The organism is Peribacillus asahii, assembly GCF_004006295.1.
Lineage (GTDB): Bacteria > Bacillota > Bacilli > Bacillales > DSM-1321 > Peribacillus > Peribacillus asahii_A.
The window spans coordinates 1,910,737-1,932,692 of the sequence record NZ_CP026095.1; the positions used below are offsets into that span (position 1 = coordinate 1,910,737).

General features: G+C 36.6%; 23 protein-coding genes and 1 riboswitch. Of the genes, 7 read left to right on the plus strand and 16 right to left on the minus strand.

The window, feature by feature from the left end; translation table 11 throughout:
* The first annotated feature begins 59 nt into the window (after positions 1–59).
* The 4 genes from BAOM_RS09265 to BAOM_RS09280 all read left to right on the plus strand — a co-directional run bounded on the left by BAOM_RS09265 (position 60) and on the right by BAOM_RS09280 (position 4,687).
* Positions 60–260 carry a cold-shock protein gene (locus tag BAOM_RS09265; protein WP_127760028.1) on the plus strand — a complete coding sequence of 67 codons (201 nt, stop codon included), beginning with the start codon at positions 60–62 and terminating at the stop codon, positions 258–260.
* A gap of 178 nt (positions 261–438) precedes the next feature.
* Positions 439–1,008: a TetR/AcrR family transcriptional regulator gene (locus tag BAOM_RS09270; RefSeq protein ID WP_127760029.1), complete on the plus strand. Its 570-nt coding sequence runs from the start codon at positions 439–441 to the stop codon at positions 1,006–1,008.
* Between the two features lie 63 nt (positions 1,009–1,071).
* Positions 1,072–4,188, plus strand: coding sequence for an MMPL family transporter (locus BAOM_RS09275; protein ID WP_127760030.1), 3,117 nt, complete (start codon positions 1,072–1,074; stop codon positions 4,186–4,188).
* Between the two features lie 280 nt (positions 4,189–4,468).
* The gene (locus BAOM_RS09280) at positions 4,469–4,687 is read left to right on the plus strand and encodes a hypothetical protein (RefSeq protein WP_127760031.1); all 219 of its coding nucleotides are present in this window, start codon (positions 4,469–4,471) and stop codon (positions 4,685–4,687) included.
* Between the two features lie 74 nt (positions 4,688–4,761).
* Here the strand turns inward: BAOM_RS09280 and mscL are convergent, their stop codons facing one another.
* The 8 genes from mscL to BAOM_RS09320 form a co-directional block, all read right to left on the minus strand.
* Entirely contained in the window at positions 4,762–5,142 is a 381-nt protein-coding gene (mscL, locus tag BAOM_RS09285) for a large conductance mechanosensitive channel protein MscL (protein ID WP_127760032.1), read from the minus strand.
* Between the two features lie 105 nt (positions 5,143–5,247).
* Positions 5,248–6,483 (minus strand): sensor histidine kinase, encoded by a 1,236-nt coding sequence (locus BAOM_RS09290; protein WP_127760033.1) that lies wholly within the window; start codon positions 6,481–6,483, stop codon positions 5,248–5,250.
* A gap of 152 nt (positions 6,484–6,635) precedes the next feature.
* Positions 6,636–7,655: a ThiF family adenylyltransferase gene (locus BAOM_RS09295; protein ID WP_127760034.1), complete on the minus strand. Its 1,020-nt coding sequence runs from the start codon at positions 7,653–7,655 to the stop codon at positions 6,636–6,638.
* Positions 7,652–8,419 (minus strand): thiazole synthase, encoded by a 768-nt coding sequence (locus tag BAOM_RS09300; protein ID WP_127760035.1) that lies wholly within the window; start codon positions 8,417–8,419, stop codon positions 7,652–7,654. Before BAOM_RS09300 ends, BAOM_RS09295 begins: the two co-directional genes overlap by 4 nt.
* A gap of 5 nt (positions 8,420–8,424) precedes the next feature.
* Entirely contained in the window at positions 8,425–8,631 is a 207-nt protein-coding gene (gene thiS, locus BAOM_RS09305; RefSeq protein WP_119117943.1) for a sulfur carrier protein ThiS, read from the minus strand.
* Positions 8,632–8,635: 4 nt separating this feature from the next.
* Positions 8,636–9,736 (minus strand): glycine oxidase ThiO, encoded by a 1,101-nt coding sequence (gene thiO / locus BAOM_RS09310; protein ID WP_127760036.1) that lies wholly within the window; start codon positions 9,734–9,736, stop codon positions 8,636–8,638.
* Entirely contained in the window at positions 9,720–10,337 is a 618-nt protein-coding gene (gene tenI / locus BAOM_RS09315) for a thiazole tautomerase TenI (RefSeq protein ID WP_127760037.1), read from the minus strand. Before tenI ends, thiO begins: the two co-directional genes overlap by 17 nt.
* Before the next feature lie 96 nt (positions 10,338–10,433).
* Positions 10,434–10,543, minus strand: a riboswitch (TPP riboswitch).
* Positions 10,544–10,615: 72 nt separating this feature from the next.
* Complete coding sequence (locus BAOM_RS09320) at positions 10,616–11,875, minus strand: ATP-binding protein (protein ID WP_127760038.1); 1,260 nt, start codon at positions 11,873–11,875, stop codon at positions 10,616–10,618.
* An 888-nt stretch (positions 11,876–12,763) separates the two neighbouring features.
* On the opposite strand from BAOM_RS09320, the gene BAOM_RS24305 reads away from it, so the two are divergent.
* Complete coding sequence (locus BAOM_RS24305; protein ID WP_164853174.1) at positions 12,764–12,901, plus strand: hypothetical protein; 138 nt, start codon at positions 12,764–12,766, stop codon at positions 12,899–12,901.
* Between the two features lie 197 nt (positions 12,902–13,098).
* Positions 13,099–14,151, plus strand: coding sequence for a zinc-dependent alcohol dehydrogenase family protein (locus tag BAOM_RS09330; protein ID WP_127760040.1), 1,053 nt, complete (start codon positions 13,099–13,101; stop codon positions 14,149–14,151).
* Positions 14,152–14,236: 85 nt separating this feature from the next.
* Here the strand turns inward: BAOM_RS09330 and BAOM_RS09335 are convergent, their stop codons facing one another.
* Positions 14,237–15,430 carry a chromate transporter gene (locus BAOM_RS09335; RefSeq protein WP_252283336.1) on the minus strand — a complete coding sequence of 398 codons (1,194 nt, stop codon included), beginning with the start codon at positions 15,428–15,430 and terminating at the stop codon, positions 14,237–14,239.
* Between the two features lie 187 nt (positions 15,431–15,617).
* Positions 15,618–16,655: a PTS sugar transporter subunit IIC gene (locus BAOM_RS09340; protein ID WP_127760042.1), complete on the minus strand. Its 1,038-nt coding sequence runs from the start codon at positions 16,653–16,655 to the stop codon at positions 15,618–15,620.
* Between the two features lie 188 nt (positions 16,656–16,843).
* On the opposite strand from BAOM_RS09340, the gene BAOM_RS09345 reads away from it, so the two are divergent.
* Positions 16,844–17,284 carry a peptidylprolyl isomerase gene (locus BAOM_RS09345; protein WP_127760043.1) on the plus strand — a complete coding sequence of 147 codons (441 nt, stop codon included), beginning with the start codon at positions 16,844–16,846 and terminating at the stop codon, positions 17,282–17,284.
* Positions 17,285–17,569: 285 nt separating this feature from the next.
* Here the strand turns inward: BAOM_RS09345 and BAOM_RS09350 are convergent, their stop codons facing one another.
* The 6 genes from BAOM_RS09350 to BAOM_RS09375 all read right to left on the minus strand — a co-directional run bounded on the left by BAOM_RS09350 (position 17,570) and on the right by BAOM_RS09375 (position 21,762).
* Positions 17,570–18,361, minus strand: coding sequence for a DUF817 domain-containing protein (locus BAOM_RS09350; RefSeq protein ID WP_127760044.1), 792 nt, complete (start codon positions 18,359–18,361; stop codon positions 17,570–17,572).
* A 45-nt stretch (positions 18,362–18,406) separates the two neighbouring features.
* Entirely contained in the window at positions 18,407–18,625 is a 219-nt protein-coding gene (locus tag BAOM_RS09355; protein ID WP_119117935.1) for a helix-turn-helix domain-containing protein, read from the minus strand.
* 10 nt (positions 18,626–18,635) lie between these two features.
* Positions 18,636–19,118 carry a DUF2975 domain-containing protein gene (locus BAOM_RS09360; protein ID WP_127760045.1) on the minus strand — a complete coding sequence of 161 codons (483 nt, stop codon included), beginning with the start codon at positions 19,116–19,118 and terminating at the stop codon, positions 18,636–18,638.
* Positions 19,119–19,293: 175 nt separating this feature from the next.
* Positions 19,294–20,490, minus strand: a complete 1,197-nt coding sequence (bioF, locus tag BAOM_RS09365) for an 8-amino-7-oxononanoate synthase (protein ID WP_127760046.1) — start codon at positions 20,488–20,490, stop codon at positions 19,294–19,296.
* The gene (locus BAOM_RS09370) at positions 20,487–21,281 is read right to left on the minus strand and encodes a 6-carboxyhexanoate--CoA ligase (RefSeq protein WP_127760047.1); all 795 of its coding nucleotides are present in this window, start codon (positions 21,279–21,281) and stop codon (positions 20,487–20,489) included. The genes bioF and BAOM_RS09370 overlap by 4 nt, the downstream gene beginning before the upstream one ends.
* Complete coding sequence (locus tag BAOM_RS09375; RefSeq protein WP_127760048.1) at positions 21,262–21,762, minus strand: hypothetical protein; 501 nt, start codon at positions 21,760–21,762, stop codon at positions 21,262–21,264. The genes BAOM_RS09370 and BAOM_RS09375 overlap by 20 nt, the downstream gene beginning before the upstream one ends.
* Positions 21,763–21,956: the final 194 nt, after the last annotated feature.

Here is a 21,956-nt window from a genome sequence, read left to right on the forward strand (position 1 = left end):
AAACTACAGACGCAAGGCGAAATTGTAGTTTGATTTACATATTTAGGAGGTTGCATTAAATGGAACGCGGTAAAGTAAAATGGTTCAACAGTGAAAAAGGATTTGGCTTCATTGAGCGAGAAGGTGGCGATGATGTATTTGTTCACTTTTCGGCTATTCAAGGTGAAGGTTACAAAACATTAGAAGAAGGCCAAGAGGTTACATTTGAGCTAGAAGAAGGCCAACGTGGACCGCAAGCAACAAACGTAAATAAAGCTTAATATATCTAATGCAGAGAGACTGTTCCAACTTTGGTTCAGTCTCTTTTATTTGCAGTGGAAGACTCCCTCTATATAGAGAAGGGGGGAACGATTTAAAAATAAATCGTTGATTTTCAAATTTCCTTTTCGGTATAATAAGAGGACTGAACGTTCATTCCGTTTTTAGAAGGAGGAATATATGATTACAAATAAACGCGATGATGTATTAGACGCAGCTTTAATTTTATTCGCTGAACGAGGATTCGATGGGACAACGATACCGATGATTGCCGATAAAGCAAAAGTAGGAGCGGGTACAATCTATCGCTATTTTGAAAATAAAGAAGCGCTTTTTAATTGGTTATTTCAATATTGGGTTACTCGATTATCCGAAATAGTCAAGGATAATTTCCCGAACGATCTAACAAATATTCGTTTACATCATCGTCATATATTTTTTCAAATTATTCAATTTGTGAATCATAATGAACATGCCCTGCATTTTATCGATTCTCATTGCAGCGCTCATTACTTAGATGAGAAGAGCCAAAAGCTGTTTGCTGATTTTCTTGAATTTCTTCGATCAATTTTAGAGAGAGGCAAAAAACAAGGCGATATTTGTTCAATGCCTGCTGATGCTTTAATAGCGATCGTATATGGTGCTATTGTTCAATTATTTAAACTAATGCGCATGAATATACTTGAAGAGACACCAGAACTATTAGTTAATATTGAAGAATGTTGTTGGAATGCTATCAAAGCTCATTGACTTGGATAGCGTTGAAATATGCGGAATGAATATTCATTCCTAAAAAGGGAAAGGAGAGCTACAATGAAGAAAGTAAAGAATTGGAGGACATTATCTTTATTTATATGGATTGTACTGACGATTATAACAGTTCTTACAATGCCTGATATGAATCAATTAGTAAGAGACAAAGGACAATTGACAATTCCTGAAAATGCACAAAGTGAAGTTGCGCAATCAATGATTAAAGAGATGGATGAAAATGGAGATGAAGCCTATCAGATTATTGCTGTTTTCAATAGTGGAAATGATCATGAATTAACGAAAGAACAAAAAGAACAGATTGAATCAGTTATTCATCAATTGAAAGCTAAGAAAGAACAGTTAGGAATTAAAGATATTGTTTCTCATCTGGATAGTAAAGAAGTTGAAAAACAACTATTTTCTGAAGATCAAACAACTATTCTAACGCAAATATCTGTGGAGAGAGAGACCGGAACGATAAGTGAGGTAACTAATCGACTTTATAAAGGGATAGAGATAAAAGGGATAAACACTTATCTAACAGGAAGTGAAGTAGTTGGAGAAGACTTTGTTCAATCCTCTCAAGAAGGCATTAAGACAACAGAAAAAATCGCTGTTATTTTTATTTTAGCTGTATTAATTCTTATCTTTAGATCGCCAATTGTTCCAGTCATTTCTCTGTTAACAGTTGGAGTATCTTATATTGTTTCGTTAGGAATTATCGCTCATTTAGTTGACCAGTTTAATTATCCATTTTCCAACTTTACACAAGTTTTTTTAGTGGTGATTTTGTTTGGAATTGGGACCGACTATAATATTTTATTGTATACCCGATTTAAAGAAGAACTTAGTAAGCAAGAGGATGTACTTTCTGCGATTAAAATAACTTATAAATCAGCAGGAAAAACGGTCTTATATAGTGGCGTTGCTGTTTTTATTGGCTTTATGGCGCTTATTTTGGCGGAGTTTAAGCTCTATCAAGCAAGTTCTCCTGTAGCCATTGGAGTGGCAATTCTGCTTCTAGTTTTAATTACTCTAAATCCATTTTTTATGGCTGTACTTGGAAAAAGAATGTTCTGGCCGATTAAACGGTTTGAGGGGCATACAGATAGTCGTATCTGGGCATTCCTTGCAAGCAAATCGGTGTTACGACCAATTATATCTATCATAGTAGTAGCGATATTATGTACGCCATTTTTATTAAAGTATAGTAGCATACTTAGTTATAATGACCTTTTAGAAGTGGATGATGTCTATGCATCTAAGCAAGGTATTCAGATTATTGATGACCATTTTCCACCAGGTTTTTCGTCACCAACTACTCTAGTTATTCAATCAAATCAGAAGTTAGATAACCAAGAGTCACTACAAGTTTTGGATGAATTATCCAATAAGTTGTTGAAGATTGATGGTGTATCAAATGTCTATACGCCCACACGTCCAGCTGGTGAAAAAATAGAAGATTTATATATTGATAATCAAACAAACACCCTTTATAAGGGAATCGGTGACGCTAATGAAGGAATTGGGAAAATAAGCGAAGGTTTTTCTTCTACTGGAGATCAGCTAGCAAGTAATACGAATGGACAAGACAGTGTACAGCAGTTAATCGATGGTACGAGTGCATTACAAAATGGCGTTTCAGCCATGGGAGAGGCCATGAATCAAGTAACGGCAGGAATGAATGATGGGTCCAAAGGAGCAGAGCAATTAGCAACGGGGCTTGCTTCATTAAAAGAAACAGTCGGGACATTATCAAATGGGACTGCTGAATTATCCAAAAGCTATAATCAACTGCAAGTAGGATTAAGTGCTGTCGGTAATCAATTTTCTAGTATCGAACAAGCAATAACGGGTGCTAAGGCTGGTTATGAACAAATTGAAACTTTAATGACAAGTTATATTCAAGCTAACCCAGAAGCAGCCAATGATTCAAATGTACAGAAAACAATTGGGATTGCCAAATCAGGAAAAGAACAATTAGGAAAATTTGCTGAAGAGTTAAGTAAAGTGACACCTCAATATAACGCAGCGATATCTTCCTTTAAAGAGGCAAATACAGCACTGGCACAAGTGAACAAGGGCCTATCACAAATGGAGACGGGAGTAGGTAAGTTACAATCAGGAGCGGTAAGTTTACAAAGTGGTTTACGAGACGGTGCAGCGGGTTCTAGCCAAATTGCCAATAAAACGACAGATTTACAATCAGGCTTACAACAAATTAATGCAGGACAAAAACAACTGCAAACTGGACTAAATGATTTAGAAAAGAAAATGAAAAAACTACAGTCAGGCCTTTCAAAAAGTTCAGAAGGATTGGATGAAGTAAGTAATGGGCTGGATGATGCTAGGGGCTATTTAAGTGGACTTAGTGAGTCAGAGGCATCTGATCAATTGTATATTCCTAAAGAGGTAATGAAAAGTGAGGATTTCCAAAAGGCATTAGATATGTATATGTCTAGTAATCGTCAAACGGTTCGAATGAATATTATTTTAGATGTGAATCCTTATTCAGCAGAAGCGATGTTAGTTGTTAGAAATATTGAAAAACAAGTAGAAGCTTCGTTAAAAGGAAGCGAATTATCAAAAGCGCAAGTAGCGATTGGTGGAAAAACATCGCAAAATGCAGATTTACAGGATATTGCTAGTGGGGATTTTAGCCGCACTGCAACAATTATGTTAATTGGTATAGGGTTTGTTCTTATTATCATCACTCGCTCATTTTGGCAGCCTATTTTCATTATCGGTTCTTTAATACTAGCATATAGTACATCTATTGGAATTGCCGAAATGATTTGTACAAAAATTTTAGATGTGGATTATTTAAGCTGGAATGTTCCGTTCTTTAGTTTTATTATGGTCATTGCATTAGGAGTCGATTATAGTATTTTCTTAATGATGCGCTACCGTGAAATAGAAGAAGGTGTATTTCAGGTGACAGCTATTATAGAAGCGGCGCGTCATATTGGTGGAGTTGTTATTTCAGCTGCGATTATTTTGGGAGGAACGTTTGCTGCTCTATATCCTTCAGGAGTTGTTACACTCATCGAAATAGCAACGGCTGTTATTATTGCGTTAATTCTACTAAGTTTTGTTATGCTGCCGATTTTTATACCAGCGTTAATGGCATTGATGACTAAATTAAACAGCTTTAGTCGTGGTACAAAAGAAATTTAAGAAAAGTAATCCCCTGATTTTCTTTCACCATATCAGGGGTGTTTTTCTAATCTTTTCTTTTTTAGTGCTATTTTCTAATAATTGAATCATTCGTTGAGTTGATGCTTTCTGTATAAAAAGCACTAACGATATTAATGAGGTAGGTGTATAAGATAAACCATATATTAGTTTACTATGTTTTTGGAATATTTAATGGTGTTGGATAAGTAAAATAGGCGAACACTCACGTTTATAGCACATAAAATGGATTACCTAGGTCTAGGTAAGGAGGAGTTAGTTTATGTATCCGCACAGAAATTCACATCCGAATTATCCGGTTCAAAGTATGCCGGAGTTTGTAGATTCACAACAAATCACCCAAAGAATGACTATGCTTGAAAATCAATTAGGCAGGCTTATTCAATTGATGGAACAGAATAATAAATTATTACGAAAGATGGAGCAACAGCAAAATCGTGTTGTAACGTCAGGCGGAGGATCGGTTATTGTGAGAATGTAAATTCAAGTCCCCTTCAATATCATCGAAGGGGACTTGAATGTATGGATAAGTGCTAGGTGTAAGCCTTATCTTTCTTATTTTTGTGCTTTTAATAAATCACGAATTTCCGTTAATAATTCTTCTTCACGCGTAGGCTTTGCTGGTTCTGCAATCTCTTCTTTATCTTTCTTTCTTTGTAAACGATTGAATACTCGAATGAATATAAAAATAGAAAAGGCCACAATGAAAAAGTCAACAATCGTTTGAATGAAATTTCCGTATTTTACAACAGCATCTCCTAGTGTAAATTGCAAGTTTGCAAAACTGATGCCCCCAAGAAGTAAACCAATCAGTGGCATAATAACATCTTCTACTAGAGATGAGACAATTTTACCGAAGGCGGCTCCAATAATAACCCCAACCGCTAGATCGACAACATTTCCTTTTAAAGCAAATTTTTTAAAATCATTTAACATATATGCCATCCTTTCGAGTTCTGTAGCAATAAGAACTGTTCAATATGTTATAGCACATTTTCATCGGTAATAAAAGCTAATGACGTTTAAAAATAGAAAGCAGTATCAAACAGGAACGGTAATGAGAAAAGTGGTTCCTTGTCCAACTTCACTTTCTACCTCAATTTTCCCGTTCACTTTGTTGATTGTACTGTATACCATAAGCATACCCAGTCCTGTACCTTCTTTTTTCGTAGAATAATAGGGTTTCCCTAAATGTGAAATTTCTTCACTTGTCATTCCCGTTCCAGTATCTCTAATTTGGATGAAGATCTTTTTCTTTCGTTCTGAAACATCGATATATAGAGTACCGCCGTCTTTTTTCATTGCTTCGATTCCATTTTTGTACAAATTAATTAAACATTGCTGAATTTGATTTATATCAAATGTTTTATATAAGGAGTTATTAAAATTTACTTGTATAGCAACATGATGCATATTTGCATAGGGCGTCATGACGTTTGTTACATATTCTATTTCTGCTTTAAAATTAGAGTAAACCATATTGTTCGATTGCGGTTTAGCGAAAACTAAAAAATCACTCACGATTTTTTCGGCACGTTCTAATTCAAGTAAGGAATATTCAATGTACTTCTTTTCCTCCATACTTATCGTTTTGGATGTATTTAATAATTGGAGAAAGCCGTTTGTAACAGTCAGTGGATTTCTTATTTCATGAGCTACACTAGCTGATAATTCACTCACGATATTTAACTTCTCTGAATGAATAAACGTTTCTCTTTCTTTCATATTAGCGATAATTTTTTCTATTAAAGTAGTAATAATCATTATTGCAATACTGTAAGTAATGATAGCGTAGAATGTTAATTCCCAAAATTCTTGATTGATTGGCACTTGAAAACTTAAGGTAAGAAGGTACAGGAACATAGTAAAAAAAGCTGCTACTGTTGCATATAAGACCCTGTTTTTTGAATGTAGTTGAATGAATTTTCCTTTGAATAAAGGAATTACTATAAAAATAACAGAAGAGAACAAGAACGACTGTATAACACCTTCTCCGCCAATAAAGAATCGATAAATATTAAGTACTACATAAAGTGGGAACACCATTTTGTATCCATTGTAAAGTGCGAGAATGAGAAAAGGGACGAAGCGTAAATCAAAAATAAATCCTACTTCTAGTTTAATAGGGTAGGCCATACATAAAAACATGGAAGCAGTTGAAAGTAAAATATAAATGAATTTATGATGCCTAGCCGGTAATGTATTTTCAAAAAAAATAAGAAATGTTAAAACGGGAAGAAGTAAAAAAAGAAAGTTTAAAAGTAAAATTTCAATCAAAGCAAGCTTCCTTTCATAGGGACTTAAATACATGTCATACAATAATATTCGCTTTCTATCATACTATAATTTTATTAAGATAGTATCGATAAATGTAAAAAGGTAAGTATCTATCTTTTATAATAGACACTTACCTCATTATTATAAAGTCTTTATAATGAATAACATTGAATGATTCGATTATATACGACTCGTGCTCTTTTCGAATCATGTGTGCCGTGAATAATCGCACGACCATCTTTAAATATAACGATTCGATAGTCTTCAAATGTACATGATAGTAAATAAGGGTTGACCGTCACTTGAGTAACAAACGATTGTAAGCTTTCTTTCAAGCGATCTAGTGAGAGCGTAAGGGAGATACCTGGGCGAATTTGCACGGCATCTCGACCACATAAAACATCTGTTTTTGTTTGGTTTTCAAATGATAGATATGGATAGGTCGCTTTCTCACCGCATGTCGGGCAATGTTTATTTTTCATATTAGCGATTGTAATGTCCGCTTTTTCACTTTTCCAAATATCGATTGATTGAAGCATTGGTACAAGCTCGTGACCAGTGAGTAACTTTAAAGCTTGTGTCACTTGAAACGATGCGATGATTTGAACGATTGGATCAATAACGCCAACTGTATCACACGTCATGCCATCAAGGGGCAAGTGGCTCATTAAACAATGTAAACAGGGGGTCTTACCTGGAATGATAGAAAAAGTTAGACCATAACTAGCTACACAGGCACCGAATATAAAGGGGACGCCTTGTTTAACAGCGGCATCATTTACAACCATTCTTGTTTCAAAGTTGTCCGTTGCATCAATAATAATCGATTGACCTTGGACAAATGCTTCAATATTAGAGGCATTGATATCGACAATATGACTGTTAATAGTAATCTCGCTGTTTATTTGCTGCAGACGATTTTGGGCTGCCACTGCTTTTGGTAGCTTATTCATCGCATCTGCTTCTGTATAAAGATGTTGTCGGTGTAAATTACTATATTCGACATAATCACGGTCCACAATCGTAATGGTCCCGGCACCTGCTCGTGCAAGCATTTCTGCATTAGCTGATCCTAGTGCACCTGCTCCTATAATGAGTACATGTGCTTGTTGTAATTGTTCTTGTTCATTATTACCTAAAAATAATGCTTGTTTTTGATAGCGATTAATCAAGAAGTCACCATCCCCGTTGTAGGGCTGCTTGCTTCACCGAAGTTTTTCTCTGCTATTCTTCCGGCTTCATAGCCAAGGTGTCCGGCTTCAATCGCTAGTTTCATAGCCAGTGCCATCTTGACAGGGTCTTTTGCGCCTGAAACAGCTGTATTAAGTAAAACGCCATTTGCTCCTAGCTCCATCGCATACGCAGCGTCTTTTGGAGAACCAATACCGGCATCAACAATGACAGGGACGGAAGACTGTTCGATAATAAATTGAAGATTTAACGGATTGATGAGTCCTTTTCCAGAGCCGATTGGCGATGCGCCAGGCATAATTGCATGAACTCCAAGTTGTTCAAGCCTTTTAGCTAATACAACATCATCAGACGTATAAGGCAGGACAATAAACCCTTCTGCTAACAGCATTTCGCAAGCCTTTAGTGTTTCAACAGGGTCCGGTAATAAAGATTTGTCACAACCAATTACTTCAACTTTAATCATATCGCATAAGCCCGAAGCTTTTGCTAGTTTAGCAATTCTAACAGCTTCTTCAGCTGTTTTGGCACCAGCTGTATTTGGAAGCAGTTTATATTTAGTTAAATCTAATTGTTCAAGAAAGTTTGGTTGAGATTCTTCAAAAATATTCATTCTGCGAACCGCAAACGTTAAAATCTCGGTTCCAGAAACTTCAACGGCTTGCTTCTGAACCTCAAAGGAAGGGAATTTCCCTGTTCCTAGTAAAAGTTTTGATTGAAATGTGTGATGAGCTATTTTTAACATGATTATCATCCTCCTCCTACAAAATGAACAATTTCTACTGTATCTCGATCTGATAATGCTTGTGCTGTGTATTGCTCTTTATAAATAATTTCTTTATTTACTTCTACGACAACAATGCGGTTTTCCAGTTTATATAATTCAAGTAAATCCTGAATACAGTGTACGGTTTCTGGCAGTTCAATAGTTTTTCCGTTTAATTGAATCGACTTCATGATTTCACCTCTTTTGGCGATTGATTTTAAAGGCTTCCATCCAATCTTTTCTTATTTCTTTTTTCATAATAAAATCTCGAATCATTTGTCCTGTGGCAGGAGCGAGCAAAATGCCATTTCGATAATGCCCTGTGGCGAATAAAATGCCGTCATCATCAGGATGATGACCGATAAATGGCTTTTGATCAAACGTTTGTGGACGAAGCCCTGCCCAAAAGGACTCGATTTTCATATCGATGATGGACGGGAGCATCGTTTTTGCTTTAGCAATGAGCTTCTCGATGCCGCCAAGACTTGCTTGTTCATTCCAATCATTTTCGACCATGCTGGCTCCAAGTACAAGTCTGCCGTTGTTTCGAGGTACAATATAGCAGTGTTCATGAAACAATGTATGCTTTAAAAGCGGCTTTTCACTTGAAACTGATACACATTCGCCTTTGACGGGAGTAAGCGTATTGGTTAAACCAAGCTGATGGAAAAAATTAGAGCTCCATACACCATTTGCGACAACGACATATTTAGCTTGGAAATTTCCTTTGTTCGTTTTAATCGTATAGGAACTGTCTTGTTTTTCAATCGAGAAAACCGATGTATGTTCAAAAACCGATGCCCCTAATACTTGAGCACTCTTTCCAAATGCTTGACAAACAGAACTAGGTAAGACATTCACATCATCTTCAATAAAAGCGGCTCCGATAATATTCGTTGAAACAGAAGATTCTTCATGGCGTACATTATCTCTGTCATACCATCTGACGGTAGGGAGGGAGATGGTAGAGTTTAGCTCACTTTTTTCAGCCTCTGAATAAGCGAGCTGAAAAATGCCGCCTTTTCTTAACTCAATATCGATACCGCTTAGCTCTTTTAGCTCATCTTGAAGCTGAAAATAGGCTAGTTGACTCTTTCTTGCAAAAGGATAGAAAATCTCAAGGTCATTGCATTCTGAATGAGCACCTAGCATACCAGCCGCTGCACTTGTCGATTTACTAGCTAGTTGCTTTTCCTCAAATACAGCAACATCAATCTGTTCTTTCGCTAAATAATAGGCAATTGAGCAGCCGATAATTCCACCGCCTATAATAGCTACTTCATAATTTGTTTTCACATGAATTCTCCTTACATAATTTTGAAAAATCTAATGCGGATGCATAGGGATTTGGTGAAGAAAAAATGCCCGACATAACCGCAATGCCATCTGTTTTTAGTTGTTGAAGAGCATGTACTCGATTTGGCGTAATTCCACCTATGGCATATACAGGGATTTTTAGTGCTTGTTTCATGTTGCTAATAGTATGTATGCCATTTGGCGTTAGTCCCTTCTTACAATCTGTTTCAAAACAATGTCCATATAACACATAATCCGCTCCATCTGTTTCCGCTTGTTTTGCTTCTTCTACAGAATGAATCGAACGACCAATCCGTAAGTGCGGAAAGTTTTCTCTCACTTTTTGGATAGGGAGGCTATGTGATGGAAGATGGATATTTGACATTTGTGTGAGTAACGCGATATCTAAGCGATCATGAATGACGAGTTTTTCTTTGTTTACATCTGCTTGTTCTAAAAGCTGAATGAGTGACAGAACTTCATGAGCCGTTTTTGATTTTTCACGAATATGGACATAATCAACAATATTTTGAATAGAAGAAATAATACTTGTCAGCGCGTCAACCGTATGTGAATCATCTGTTACGGCAATCAGTTTCATATTCGTTTACTCCTTTTTACTAGTAAGTAGTGCACGCAAAAAAACCACTAACCTTAAATAGGAAAGTGGTTTTGTTATTTGTACACAAATAAGCACAAAGAATAACGAACACTTCCCTACGCAGGTGCGAACCTGTTCAGGTTATGAGGGTTTAAAAGTAACTACTTTATTCTCAGCCCTTATCAAGGGATCCCCTAGTGAATTAACTAAATAGTTTTAAAATTTATATTTAAAATATCATAAATCTAGAAGGTGTACAACAAAAATTTTAAAAAAATTTATTGATAAATAGGGAGCTTGATAGAAAAGCAAGTTCCTATTCCTTGTTCACTTACGACTGTAATCTGACCATTCATTTGATTAATAATACTATAAGAAACCATCATTCCAAGCCCTGTGCCTTTTTCTTTGGTTGTAAAATAGGGCTCCCCAAGGCGATTGATTTGTTCTTGTGTCATACCTGATCCTTCATCTCGAATATCGATTTGAATCGTATCCTGATTATTGGTTTGGATGACGTGCAATTTTCCGTTAACCTCCATAGATTCTATACCGTTTTTTAACATATTAATTAGACATTGTTGAAACTTTTTACGCTCGCCCTTAACGACATATTGGTCATCTTCTAATAAAGATAGTTTAATTTGTATGCTGTTCATATTAGCTAAAGGAGTAATGATATTGATGACATGCTGAATCTCCTCTGCAACATGGATCTTTTCCTCCTTTTCAAGTGCGGGCTTAGCAAATGTTAAATAATCATTGATTACTTCTGTGGCTCGATCTAATTCTTGTAATGCAATTTCTGTATATTGTTTTCTTTTTTGGTCAGAGGTTTCTTCAGATAGCATTTGGATAAATCCTCTACTTGTGGTGAGGGGATTACGAACTTCATGAGAAATACTAGCTGCTAGATGACTCACCATTTGTAATTTCTCAGCTTTCACTAACTTTTGTAATACTTGAAAATTTGCTTGGATGACTTCCCACAGTAAGTTCGTAAACACCATTGCAATGATTTGAATGGAAATATATTGTGTCCATAGATTTGCTCCTCTGTTTATGTTAAATAGTTGCTCAGATACCAACAGGGAGATCATTAAGCCGATAAAAGTTAGCGAACTGCTTATTATCACTTTATATTTCACGGAAAATTGCGAAAAATATTTGGATATAAAGAATAGTACAATAGAAAAAGAAAAGAAAGTAATACAGGCTATATAAAAGCCGTTATCGCCATTTAGCCAAAAGCGAATGGATAACATTAAGAATAATAAAGGAATTCCTAATTTATATCCGCCATATAACCAACCAAGGATAAAGGGAATCCAACGAAGGTCCCATACATAATAAGGCCCTGTAGCAACAGGGAATATCATGCAAAGAATAAGGGAGACGATAGGAAAAATGGCAAATGTCCTTCTTTTGAAGTTTTCAAATCTATAAGAATATTTGGCAAAATAAATCATTTGTACTAAAAATAACGGAAGAATAGTAAATAAGAAGTTAATTAACAAATCTTTTGTTATTAAAGACATAGTTGCACCGAACTTTCAATAATTTATAACTTTAAATATTCGCTATTATTAGGTGAAATTCCTTTCGTTATTTTAAAAAAATGGTAGAAAAATACACCTTAGTTTTCTGCTCCTATAAATGATAAAGACTTTAAAGAAGCGGAAATTGGAATTGTACTCGGTATGCCTATCGTTGTGTTACCCATCGTGATTTCATTTATCGTGTTTGTCGCAGTTGACTTTGTTAACGCGAAAATACATAGTGTTGCAAAAAACCTTAGCCATTAATAAGGGGAAATAAATAATAAAAGACTGATCACTAGCATTCTGTGATCAGTCTTTTTCCAGATTGTAGAATGAGTTGTATTAATTGGTTCCAAAAAATGTCATGCTATCAAAGCTGTTAAAATCTCTATACACTAATTCTAATTTTTTACCTGGCGATACTTGATAAGTCAAATATCCACTTAAAGTTTTGCCTTTAGCAAGCTCCACAATGGTATCTAATTCATTGTATTTAGCCGAATAAAACTGTAAATCTAGGGCATTGTTGAATTTATCATTAATATATAGGTCTGGGAAGAATCCAGGAATCTGTGTCGATCCATAATTTTTAATGACAACATAAAGTGAGATATAAGATAACAAACAATGAAACTATAAGTTTTCCAGATGAAGCGATAGTAACACATTTTAAAAATGTACATTCGAATATAATCTTAATTCACGTTAGATCTAAACGCTATCAGTAATTTATGGTAATTAAAAAGAGGGATAATGGTAAAAATCGATCGATAAATTTGTTATATAACAGGTTTTTATTTTTCGGAAATGTATTGACACAGTAGTGATTCTGTTATATATTTTATATAACTTAAATAAATTGTTATACAACAGGAGGGGACGAAGATGGAAACGTATCGTGAAGCATATGAAAGCTATAAAAGAGCATGTGAAAATTACGGAATGGAGTCGATGACTTTTTATCATTTTGTAACACACTTAACGAAAGAACAATTGAATGAATATGATAATCAAGCTAGTTAATGAAAAAGGACGTGATGACTACGGATCTCGCAGTTGAAGCCAAATAGAAACCCTGCCCGTTTATATATAAAAACAGGCAGGGTTTAATTATGTTTGTCGAAGAAAGTTTTTTGTTCATGTTTAAAGGACTTGCGGAATATCTTTGATAAAGAAGGCGTTAACAATATGTAAATACTGTAATTAAGGGGGACAAGCATATGAGAGCTGCTCAAATTATTGAACAAAGAAAACCGTTAAGAATAGGTCATGTACCTGACCCAACTCCAGGTCCGCATGATGTCATTGTGAAAGTCGAAGCAAGCGGAGTGTGCCGTAGTGATTGGCATGCTTGGATGGGAGATTGGGAGTGGATTGGCTTAAGTCCTATTCTTCCGATTATTCCAGGTCATGAATTAGGCGGCATTGTTGAAGCGGTAGGAAAAGAAGTGAAAAACTTTCGTCCAGGAGATCGAGTAACGACTCCTTTCCACGAAGGCTGTTCACATTGTTTAAACTGTTTGAGTGGTCAATCAAATCGCTGTGATTCTTTACAAATTTTTGGATTTAGTTATGATGGAGCGTATGCAGAATATGTGAAAGTACCAAACGGGGATTTTAACTTAGTTGCTCTTCCTGATGAAGTGGACACGCTTACAGCTGCAGCTATTGGTTGTCGCTATATGACTGGCTATCATGGTGTCATGCGCAGCAATATTAAGCCAGGGAATTGGCTTGTTGTTCATGGTGCAGGAGGTGTTGGGCTATCTGCTGTTCAAGTTGCCAATGCGATAGGCGCTCAAGTCATTGCAGTTGATGTAGATGAGGCTAAATTGGACAAGGCTAAGAAAGAAGGTGCCGTTGTTGGTGTGAACGCTCGCCAAGAAAATGTTGTGGAAGCCATTCGAGAAATAACGAAGGGTGGGGCACATGCATCCATCGAAGCGCTTGGAATTCAAGAAACAATTTTAAATTCGGTCACTTCTTTACGCAAAGGAGGCCGACATGTTCAAATCGGTTTAACTACAAAAAATGAAGGGGGCTTAGTTGGTCTTCCGATTGATGCGATTACGGCGATGGAGTTAGAAGTGGTCGGAAGCCTAGGTAACCCTCGCTCGGAGTATAATGGTTTACTAGCATTGATTGCTCAAGGAAAGTTAAATCCAAAGTCACTCGTTTCACGTGAGATTGCCTTAGATGATGTATCTGAGGTGCTTCATGATATGACAAGCTATAAAACATATGGGTTTAATGTAATTACACAATTTAAATAGAAGAGAGATGACTTTGACACAGGCTTCTGGTTTGTGCCTATTTTTTTGAGTTTGAAATATTTTCTAAGCTACCAAACTTGGTAGCTTAGAAAATATTTGATTCAATAAATGTAAGTAATGTACCGCCAATGGCTCCGCAAACAACAATAATCCAAGGAGGGAGCTTCCAAAACATAAGCATACTAAATAAGATGGCAGCTAAGGTAAAGTCAATGGAGGTTAGAATGGAGCTAGTCCAAATAGGATGGTAAAATGCTGAAATTAAAATTCCTACTACTGCAGCATTTATACCCATAAACGCCCCTTTAATTTTAGGATTACGACGTAAAGTATCCCAAAATGGTAACATACCAAGGATTAGAAGGAAGGCGGGTAAGAATATAGCGATAGTTGCGACTAAGCCGCCCTGCCACCCATACATAATAGCACCTAAATAAGCGGCAAATGTAAATAAGGGGCCGGGTACTGCTTGGGTCACACCATAGCCAGCTAAGAAAGCTTCTTCGCTAATCCATCCAGTGGGAACCAATTCTCTTTCTAGTAAAGGGAGAACAACGTGACCGCCGCCAAACACTAAGGAACCAGATCGATAGAAGCTATCAAACATGGCTACCCAGTGAGATGCAGTTATCTCCTTTAAAATAGGCAATAGAATTAATAATCCAAAGAATACTGTTAAACATACGATTCCCACTTTTCTTGTAATGGGGAACTGGATACTTTCTTCGTCACTTTTAGTATGTTGTTTATATAGAAGATAACCAAGAAGGGCAGAAATGCAAATAACAACTACTTGAGTAAGAATGGATTGCCATAAAAGTGTTCCTACTAATGCGAATAATGCAATGGTTTTTCTCTTTAAATCAGGAGTTAAATTTTTTGCCATCCCTAAAATAGCATGTGCAACTACGGCTACTGCCACTATTTTTAATCCGTGTATCCAGCCAGCTTCTCCTGTATCCAGCCCTTGAAGGAGTATAGCAAATAGTATGAGAGCAATTACGGAAGGAAGTGTAAATCCGATAAAAGCTACGATTCCACCTAGAATTCCTGCGCGCATAACTCCTATCCCGATTCCTACTTGGCTACTAGCTGGACCGGGTAAGAATTGAGAGAGTGCTACTAAGTCCGCATAACTTTTTTCATCCATCCATTTTCTTCTTCGAATATATACCTCGTGGAAATATCCTAAATGAGCAACGGGACCGCCAAACGATGTTAATCCAAGTTTAGTCGAAACGAAGAGTATTTCTAGTAATGATTTAAATCTACTGTTCATATCGAGGTTCTCCATTCTTTTAATCTTGCAACGGTAAAATCAAATTTTCATAAAATGTAACATAGTGCATGGTTCGTTTTCAATTTGATTAATAGAAAATTTACATAGTTTTAATATAAAAAAAGCTTGTAGACAGACCCTGATATGGAGGCGTTGTCTACAAGCTTTTATGAAGCTGTGTAAGATATTAATCAAACTGTAACTTATAATCTTCTGCTTTAATCATTTTTAATTTTTTAGAGAATAGGTAGATTAGAACAAGGTTCAATCCAATCGGAATAATGAAGAATGTACTTAGCATGATGGTCATATTTTTAGTAGTCCAGCCACCGTCAGCTAAATTTATATAATTGAGCGGTCCGACTAATCCTGATAACCCGAAGCCAGCACTATAAGGTGTTCCTTGAATATTTAATACACCGGCCAGAGCTCCAAGAACTGCTGCTGTGATTAACATTGGAAAAGCGATTTTTGGCTTCATGAAAAAGTTTCGCATTTGAATTTTAGGAGAACCTAACACATGCGCTAATGCTGTTCCAAGTGAGTTTGCTTTATAGCTAGCAATGGCTAGACCGACACCCGCAGCTACAATACCTAAATTCGCTGCACCGGATCCGATACCAGAAAGCATAATAACCGTTGCAACTCCTACTGTTGAAATAGGTGACAATATAATGATACAGAAAATAACAGAAATAAGTGCTCCCATTAAAACAGGTTGTAATGATGTCAAATTGGCAACAGCAACGCCTAGTAAACCAGTAGAATGTTTGACAAATGGTAGAATGGAATAACCAATCATGCCTGGGATTAAAATACTTAACGTCGGCATTAAAAGAATGGAGTACTCTTTTAATCGATTGCCAAGAAATTGAACAAATAACACCGTTAAAGCAGCTGTAATTCCGGTATTAATTACGATTCCAATTCCATTAAGCGTAAAGGCCCCTTCTGCTGTTTTTTGCACAACACCGCTGCCAACCATCGCTGCAATCCCAATGCTTGCTGTTTGAATGGCTGTTAACTTAAACGTAACCCCTACCATTACCCCAATCATAACTGGCAAGAAGCTCATGACAATCACTGTAATGTCTAAAATAGATTGTAAAGCAGGGAAATGTGGAATTAATAGTTTAAGAATTTCCCCTAATAGGGCATTTGGAATTAACGAAACAACGATTCCGATGCTCATTCCAGTTAACAACTTGCTGAAAAAATCTTTCATGTTACTAATCTCCCATCTATTTGTATCTCTTCGATAGATAATGGAAACAATTGTAGGGAATATTCTGATAATAGTCAATGGGATTTTTAGTGCGTTAACTCCTTGATAATCTCTCTGCTTTTTTTATTGAATTATAAATGATATTATATACATTGGTTTTACATACATAATTTAAGGAGATGAACAGAATGGCTAAAAAGGGATACATTGTAATGGAAAATGGAGAAAAGATTGAGCTTGAATTTTATCCTAATGAAGCTCCTAACACAGTAGCTAACTTTGAAAAACTAGCTAATGAAGGCTTTTATGATGGAGTAGTTTTCCATAGAGTAATTCCAGGGTTTGTAAGCCAAGGTGGAGACCCTACAGGTACAGGAATGGGTGGAAGTGGTACTACTATTAAATGTGAGACTGAGGGAAATCCTCATAAACATGAAGCAGGCAGCTTATCTATGGCTCATGCTGGTAGAGATACAGGCTCTAGTCAGTTTTTCATTGTTCATGAGCCGCAACCTCACCTAAATGGAGTCCACACTGTCTTTGGTAAAGTGACATCAGGTCTTGAAACTGCAAGAGCTATGAAAAATGGTGACACAATGAAAGAAGTAAGAGTATTTGATGCGGAGTAATTAAATCATGTAAATGAGAGTAGGGCTGTTAATTAGCTCTGCTCTTTTTTGTTTCTTAATTTATTTATAGCCTATTACGGTTTTTGAATGCCCCTAAGGATATCCCTGAGAAATCAGGGGAGAGGATAAAGATGGGATTATATATAATGTTTTATCAGGATCTAAATCAAATAAATAAAAGGATATAACATATTTTATATAACAAATATGCCATGTCCTTTTTCCAATTTATTTTATTCCGAATTTTGTACGCTAGGAGAACTTCAACCTAAAGATCCTTAACAGTTAGAAAAATTGACTGGTATCCATCCTAGTGGAACTTCTTCCCTTCACCTGCTTTAACGTCGCTACTATGAGAAAGCTAACAATCACCAATAAGAGCCATGAACTTACCTTTCCTAGATGAACGAGACTCCATGCTTCGGTTTGGTTTGGATATTTCCACGCTCCAAAGAACGTTGCGATATTTTCAGCTATCCATATAAAGAACCCGATGAGTACAAAAGAAAGTGCGAGTGGCATACGATAACGAGTTCCATCAACCTCGTATGTAACCCATGATTGCCAAAAGACGAGCATTACAAGTCCAGATAACCACCAACGAACGTCAATCCAATAATGGTGGGTGAAAAAATTCAAATAAATCGCAGCTGCAAGAGGTACAACTACCAAAAATGGTGGCCACCTAACCAGTTCAACCTTCAACCGCCTCCATGCCTGGCAAAGATAACTCGCTACACTTGCGTACATGAATCCACTATACAAAGGCACTCCAAAAATTTTGAAATATCCTTCCTCTGGATAAGACCAGGAGCCCATATGTACCTTGAAAAGTTCAAGAGTAAGTCCAATAAGGTGGAACAATGTGATAACCTTTAGTTCATCCCGTGTTTCAAGCCCAGAACGCACCATGTACCACTGCATCAGAAGGCAGATGATGAGCAGCCAGTCATACCGTGGCAGGAAGGGAAGTGGCATGATTTGTGTAAAAGCCAAAGCAGCAAAAATAATGACAGGAAACAAACACGATAGGGCCTGCTCCCAACCAAAACGAACGAGTTGTTTTAGTGTTCTCATGATTGGTGCCTCCGAAAGTTTTTTCTGAATATGTGTAAGTTCTGCTTATTGGGTGTCTTCATCACTTTTGTATTCTAAAATATCTCCAGGCTGACATTCTAAAGCCTTACAAATCGCCTCTAAAGTGGATAATCGAATCGCTTTTGCCTTTCCATTCTTCAATATAGAAAGGTTAGCCATTGTTATGCCAACTCTCTCGGATAGTTCTGTCACGCTCATTTTCCTTTTCGCCAACATCACATCAATATTGATTATAATTGCCATTGTTTTCACCTCAGACCGTTAAGTCATTTTCTGATTTTATATCAATCGCTTCTTTTAACAGTTTTTGAAGAACAGCAGCAAAGACTGCAATCACCATTGAAGCAAAAGGAACGACCAATCCGATAAAGATGACACCTGGGGCGTCGTCTTTATCCGCAAATAGATAGAAGAGCGGCAAGACTAGCACATGTAAGCTACTGATTGTGATGGCACAGTATTTGATTTTCTTTAAAGCTTTTACAGATAATTCGGAGAAAGCTTTGTTCTTGTCAATATATCTTAAAAGTTTAAATGCCTGATACAGAGCAAAGTAAAAAGGTATCGCCGATGCATAAAAAACGATGGAAACGAGATATTTTATATAAGCAAACTCTGGCAGCAATTGTGCTGTAATATTTCCTATCTCAGGCACCAAAAAGATACACAAAGCAAGAACTGGGATTCCAATAAAAATAACAGCTATTTTTAAAAATAGTGTTGTAACTTGTTTCATAAAAAGCACCTCACTTATTTATTTTCAATTTGAATTTAACATACGGTTTATCGTTTTAAAATAAAAAATTATTTATTTTAATAATATTTTTATTGTTATTTAATTATCCCTTTAATTTTAGATAAAATAAAAAGCATTCCTCATTATTTATAGAGAAATGCTTTTTATTTGATTCCTATTTCGATTGTATGACATTTTTTGTAGAAAGAAGATTCATCTCTTTTCCGATTTTCACAAAGGTATGTAAAGCGTATTCCAACTGTTCCTGCTGATGAGTGGCCATTATGGTTAGGCGAATACGGCTCATGCCTTTAGGTACTGTAGGTGGGCGAATAGCTGGAGCAAAAATTCCTTCTTCTTCTAATCTTTTGGAAAAACGCACAGCATCTTGTGCGGAACCAATTAAAACCGCAAGAATCGGAGTAGAGCCATCTACAAGTGTAAAACCTGATTTTTTCAATCCGTTCCGTAAAAATTCCGCATTTTCAAGCAGTCGTACGCTTCTTTCTCTTTCTTCACGAATGATACGAATTCCTTCTATACTAGCAGCGACAACACTAGGAGATAAAGCCGTTTGGAAAATAAAAGAACGAGCTTTATTGCGCAAATATTGAATGAGGGATTGAGATGCCGCGACATATCCACCCTCTGCGCCAATTGATTTACTAAGCGTTCCCATTAATAAATCGATCTGCTGCGTCAATCCAAAATATTCGGCTGTACCAGCACCTGTTTTACCCAGAATTCCCGTAGAGTGTGCATCATCGACCATTACCATAGCTCCGTATTTTTTTGCAAGTAAGACGATAGCAGGAAGTGGAGCAATATTTCCGTCCATGCTGAACACACCGTCTGTAACAATTAGCTTTCGTTGATAAGAGGTTACACTTTGTAATTTTTTCTCTAAATCGTTCATATCAACGTGATTGTAAATAACCGTATCAGCTTTACTTAAGCGGCAGCCATCAATGATGCTAGCGTGGTTTAGAGAATCGCTTAAAATAACATCACCCTGCTTCATCAAAGTAGAAATAATGCCGACATTTGCTAGGAATCCGCTGCTAAATACAAGGCTAGCTTCCTTTCCTTTAAAAGAGGCAATGTCACGTTCTAACTGTTCATGCAAAGAAAGATTTCCCGTCGTTAAACGAGAGCCGCCGCTTCCTGTACCAAATTGTTTGATTGCTTCAATGGCTTTTTCTTTCATACGTGAATCATTGGCTAAACCTAGATAATTATTAGAAGAAAATAGAAGAATCTTTTTTCCTTCTAGCACTGTTTCTGTATCACTTGCTGCATCTATCCTCCGCAGTGTTCGAAATAATCCTTGTTCTCGAATTTGCTGTAATTCCTGGTTAAGATAATCTGTCATGAGCTTGCCCTCCTTCTATGCTCGGTTTCGTTTTCATATGTAATACAGACAGGTGTTGTTTCTAAATAAGAAATATAGTCATCTAGAGGACAATGTTGTTTAACAAAAAAGATGCGTCCTCCACAATCTTCTCCAATATTTTTTAAGTGAGTAATCCGTTTATAACCAGTAGCAGAACTTGCCACATAGCCAGTTATATAATCTGGATCATCAGACCAGCATAATTCAGCTATTGTATAAGGAGAAGCTGTGACCTTTGAAGCGAGAGCGAGTGCCTCTCTAATACGAGAAGAGGTAAAAGGTTGGTGAAATGCAGACCAGTTACTCCAACTTTGTGTATGCCAATCCATTCGGGATACCCGTACACCTTTCAGTTCTTGATGATCTAGCCGTTTTCCGGTTTGGCTGTCTACAATAATGGCACCTCTTTGATGTGTTGATTGTTTGAGAAAGTTCAGCCCTTGTGTAATCGCTTCATCTGAGATTTCAAGGAATGAAAGAAGAGACACAGCTTTTTTTCGTCCTTCCGTCACGTTTTGTACATGTTCAGTGGAAACAGGAAGAGGGCTAATTGTCTTGATTTCTTGATTTTGGAGTTTTTCAATTACTAACTGAATGAAATCACAATCACCACGGGAATGATTAAGCGATTTAGTAAGCAGTTCTGTTGCCAATTTATATAGTTCTTCTTTTTGTCCGAGGCGCTCTCCGCCCGATATATGCCGACCACCTTGTTCATGGGCTCCTCCTTCGGCTGCTCTCATTCTAATGCTATAAAGCTCGTTTAACATGATGATGTCTCCTTTGTTTTTCACTAATTTTTTTGAACACTTCTTTTAATGGCCATACTGTTAAAGCGGTAAAAATCATTCCTGGAATAGCCGCTAAAAGCAACGGACCAGAAGGAATGCCAAGAGTGAAGGCAAGTACGAAGCGAGCAACCACAGTCCCGATTGGTCCAGCTAGTATTAAAACAGGAAGAGAAGTTCCGAATAAAGCTACTATTCCACCAGCGACGATTCGAAAAGTCATCGCTATTTCGATGTTTAATAGATTATGAATACCAAGCAGAAATAGAATCAGACTAGCAAGGATACCTGCAAGAAGGTAGCGTTTGAATCCAAATACAGCAGCAATTGCTACAGCAATGGGAGCAGAAAGCTGGAATTCTGAGCCTGGAATGCCGATAGGAATCTTAATTGCTCCTGTAATCGCTATAAAACTAGCAAGCAAAGCAATCAGCGCAAGATCGTAAGTTGTCCATTTTTTCATAAGAACCTCCTAATGATGTTAACTTAAATTAAAATAAGTTGACAATTGAGAATATTAAAACATAATACATCGATATCGTCAATATAGGAAAAATTGAATTTCTTAATGATCTTGTATTGGAGCTAAAACGTTATTTAGTCTTCTTTAAGTATTTGGGTAGGATGTTCTAGGAGGATAATTATGTTTCAATCTTT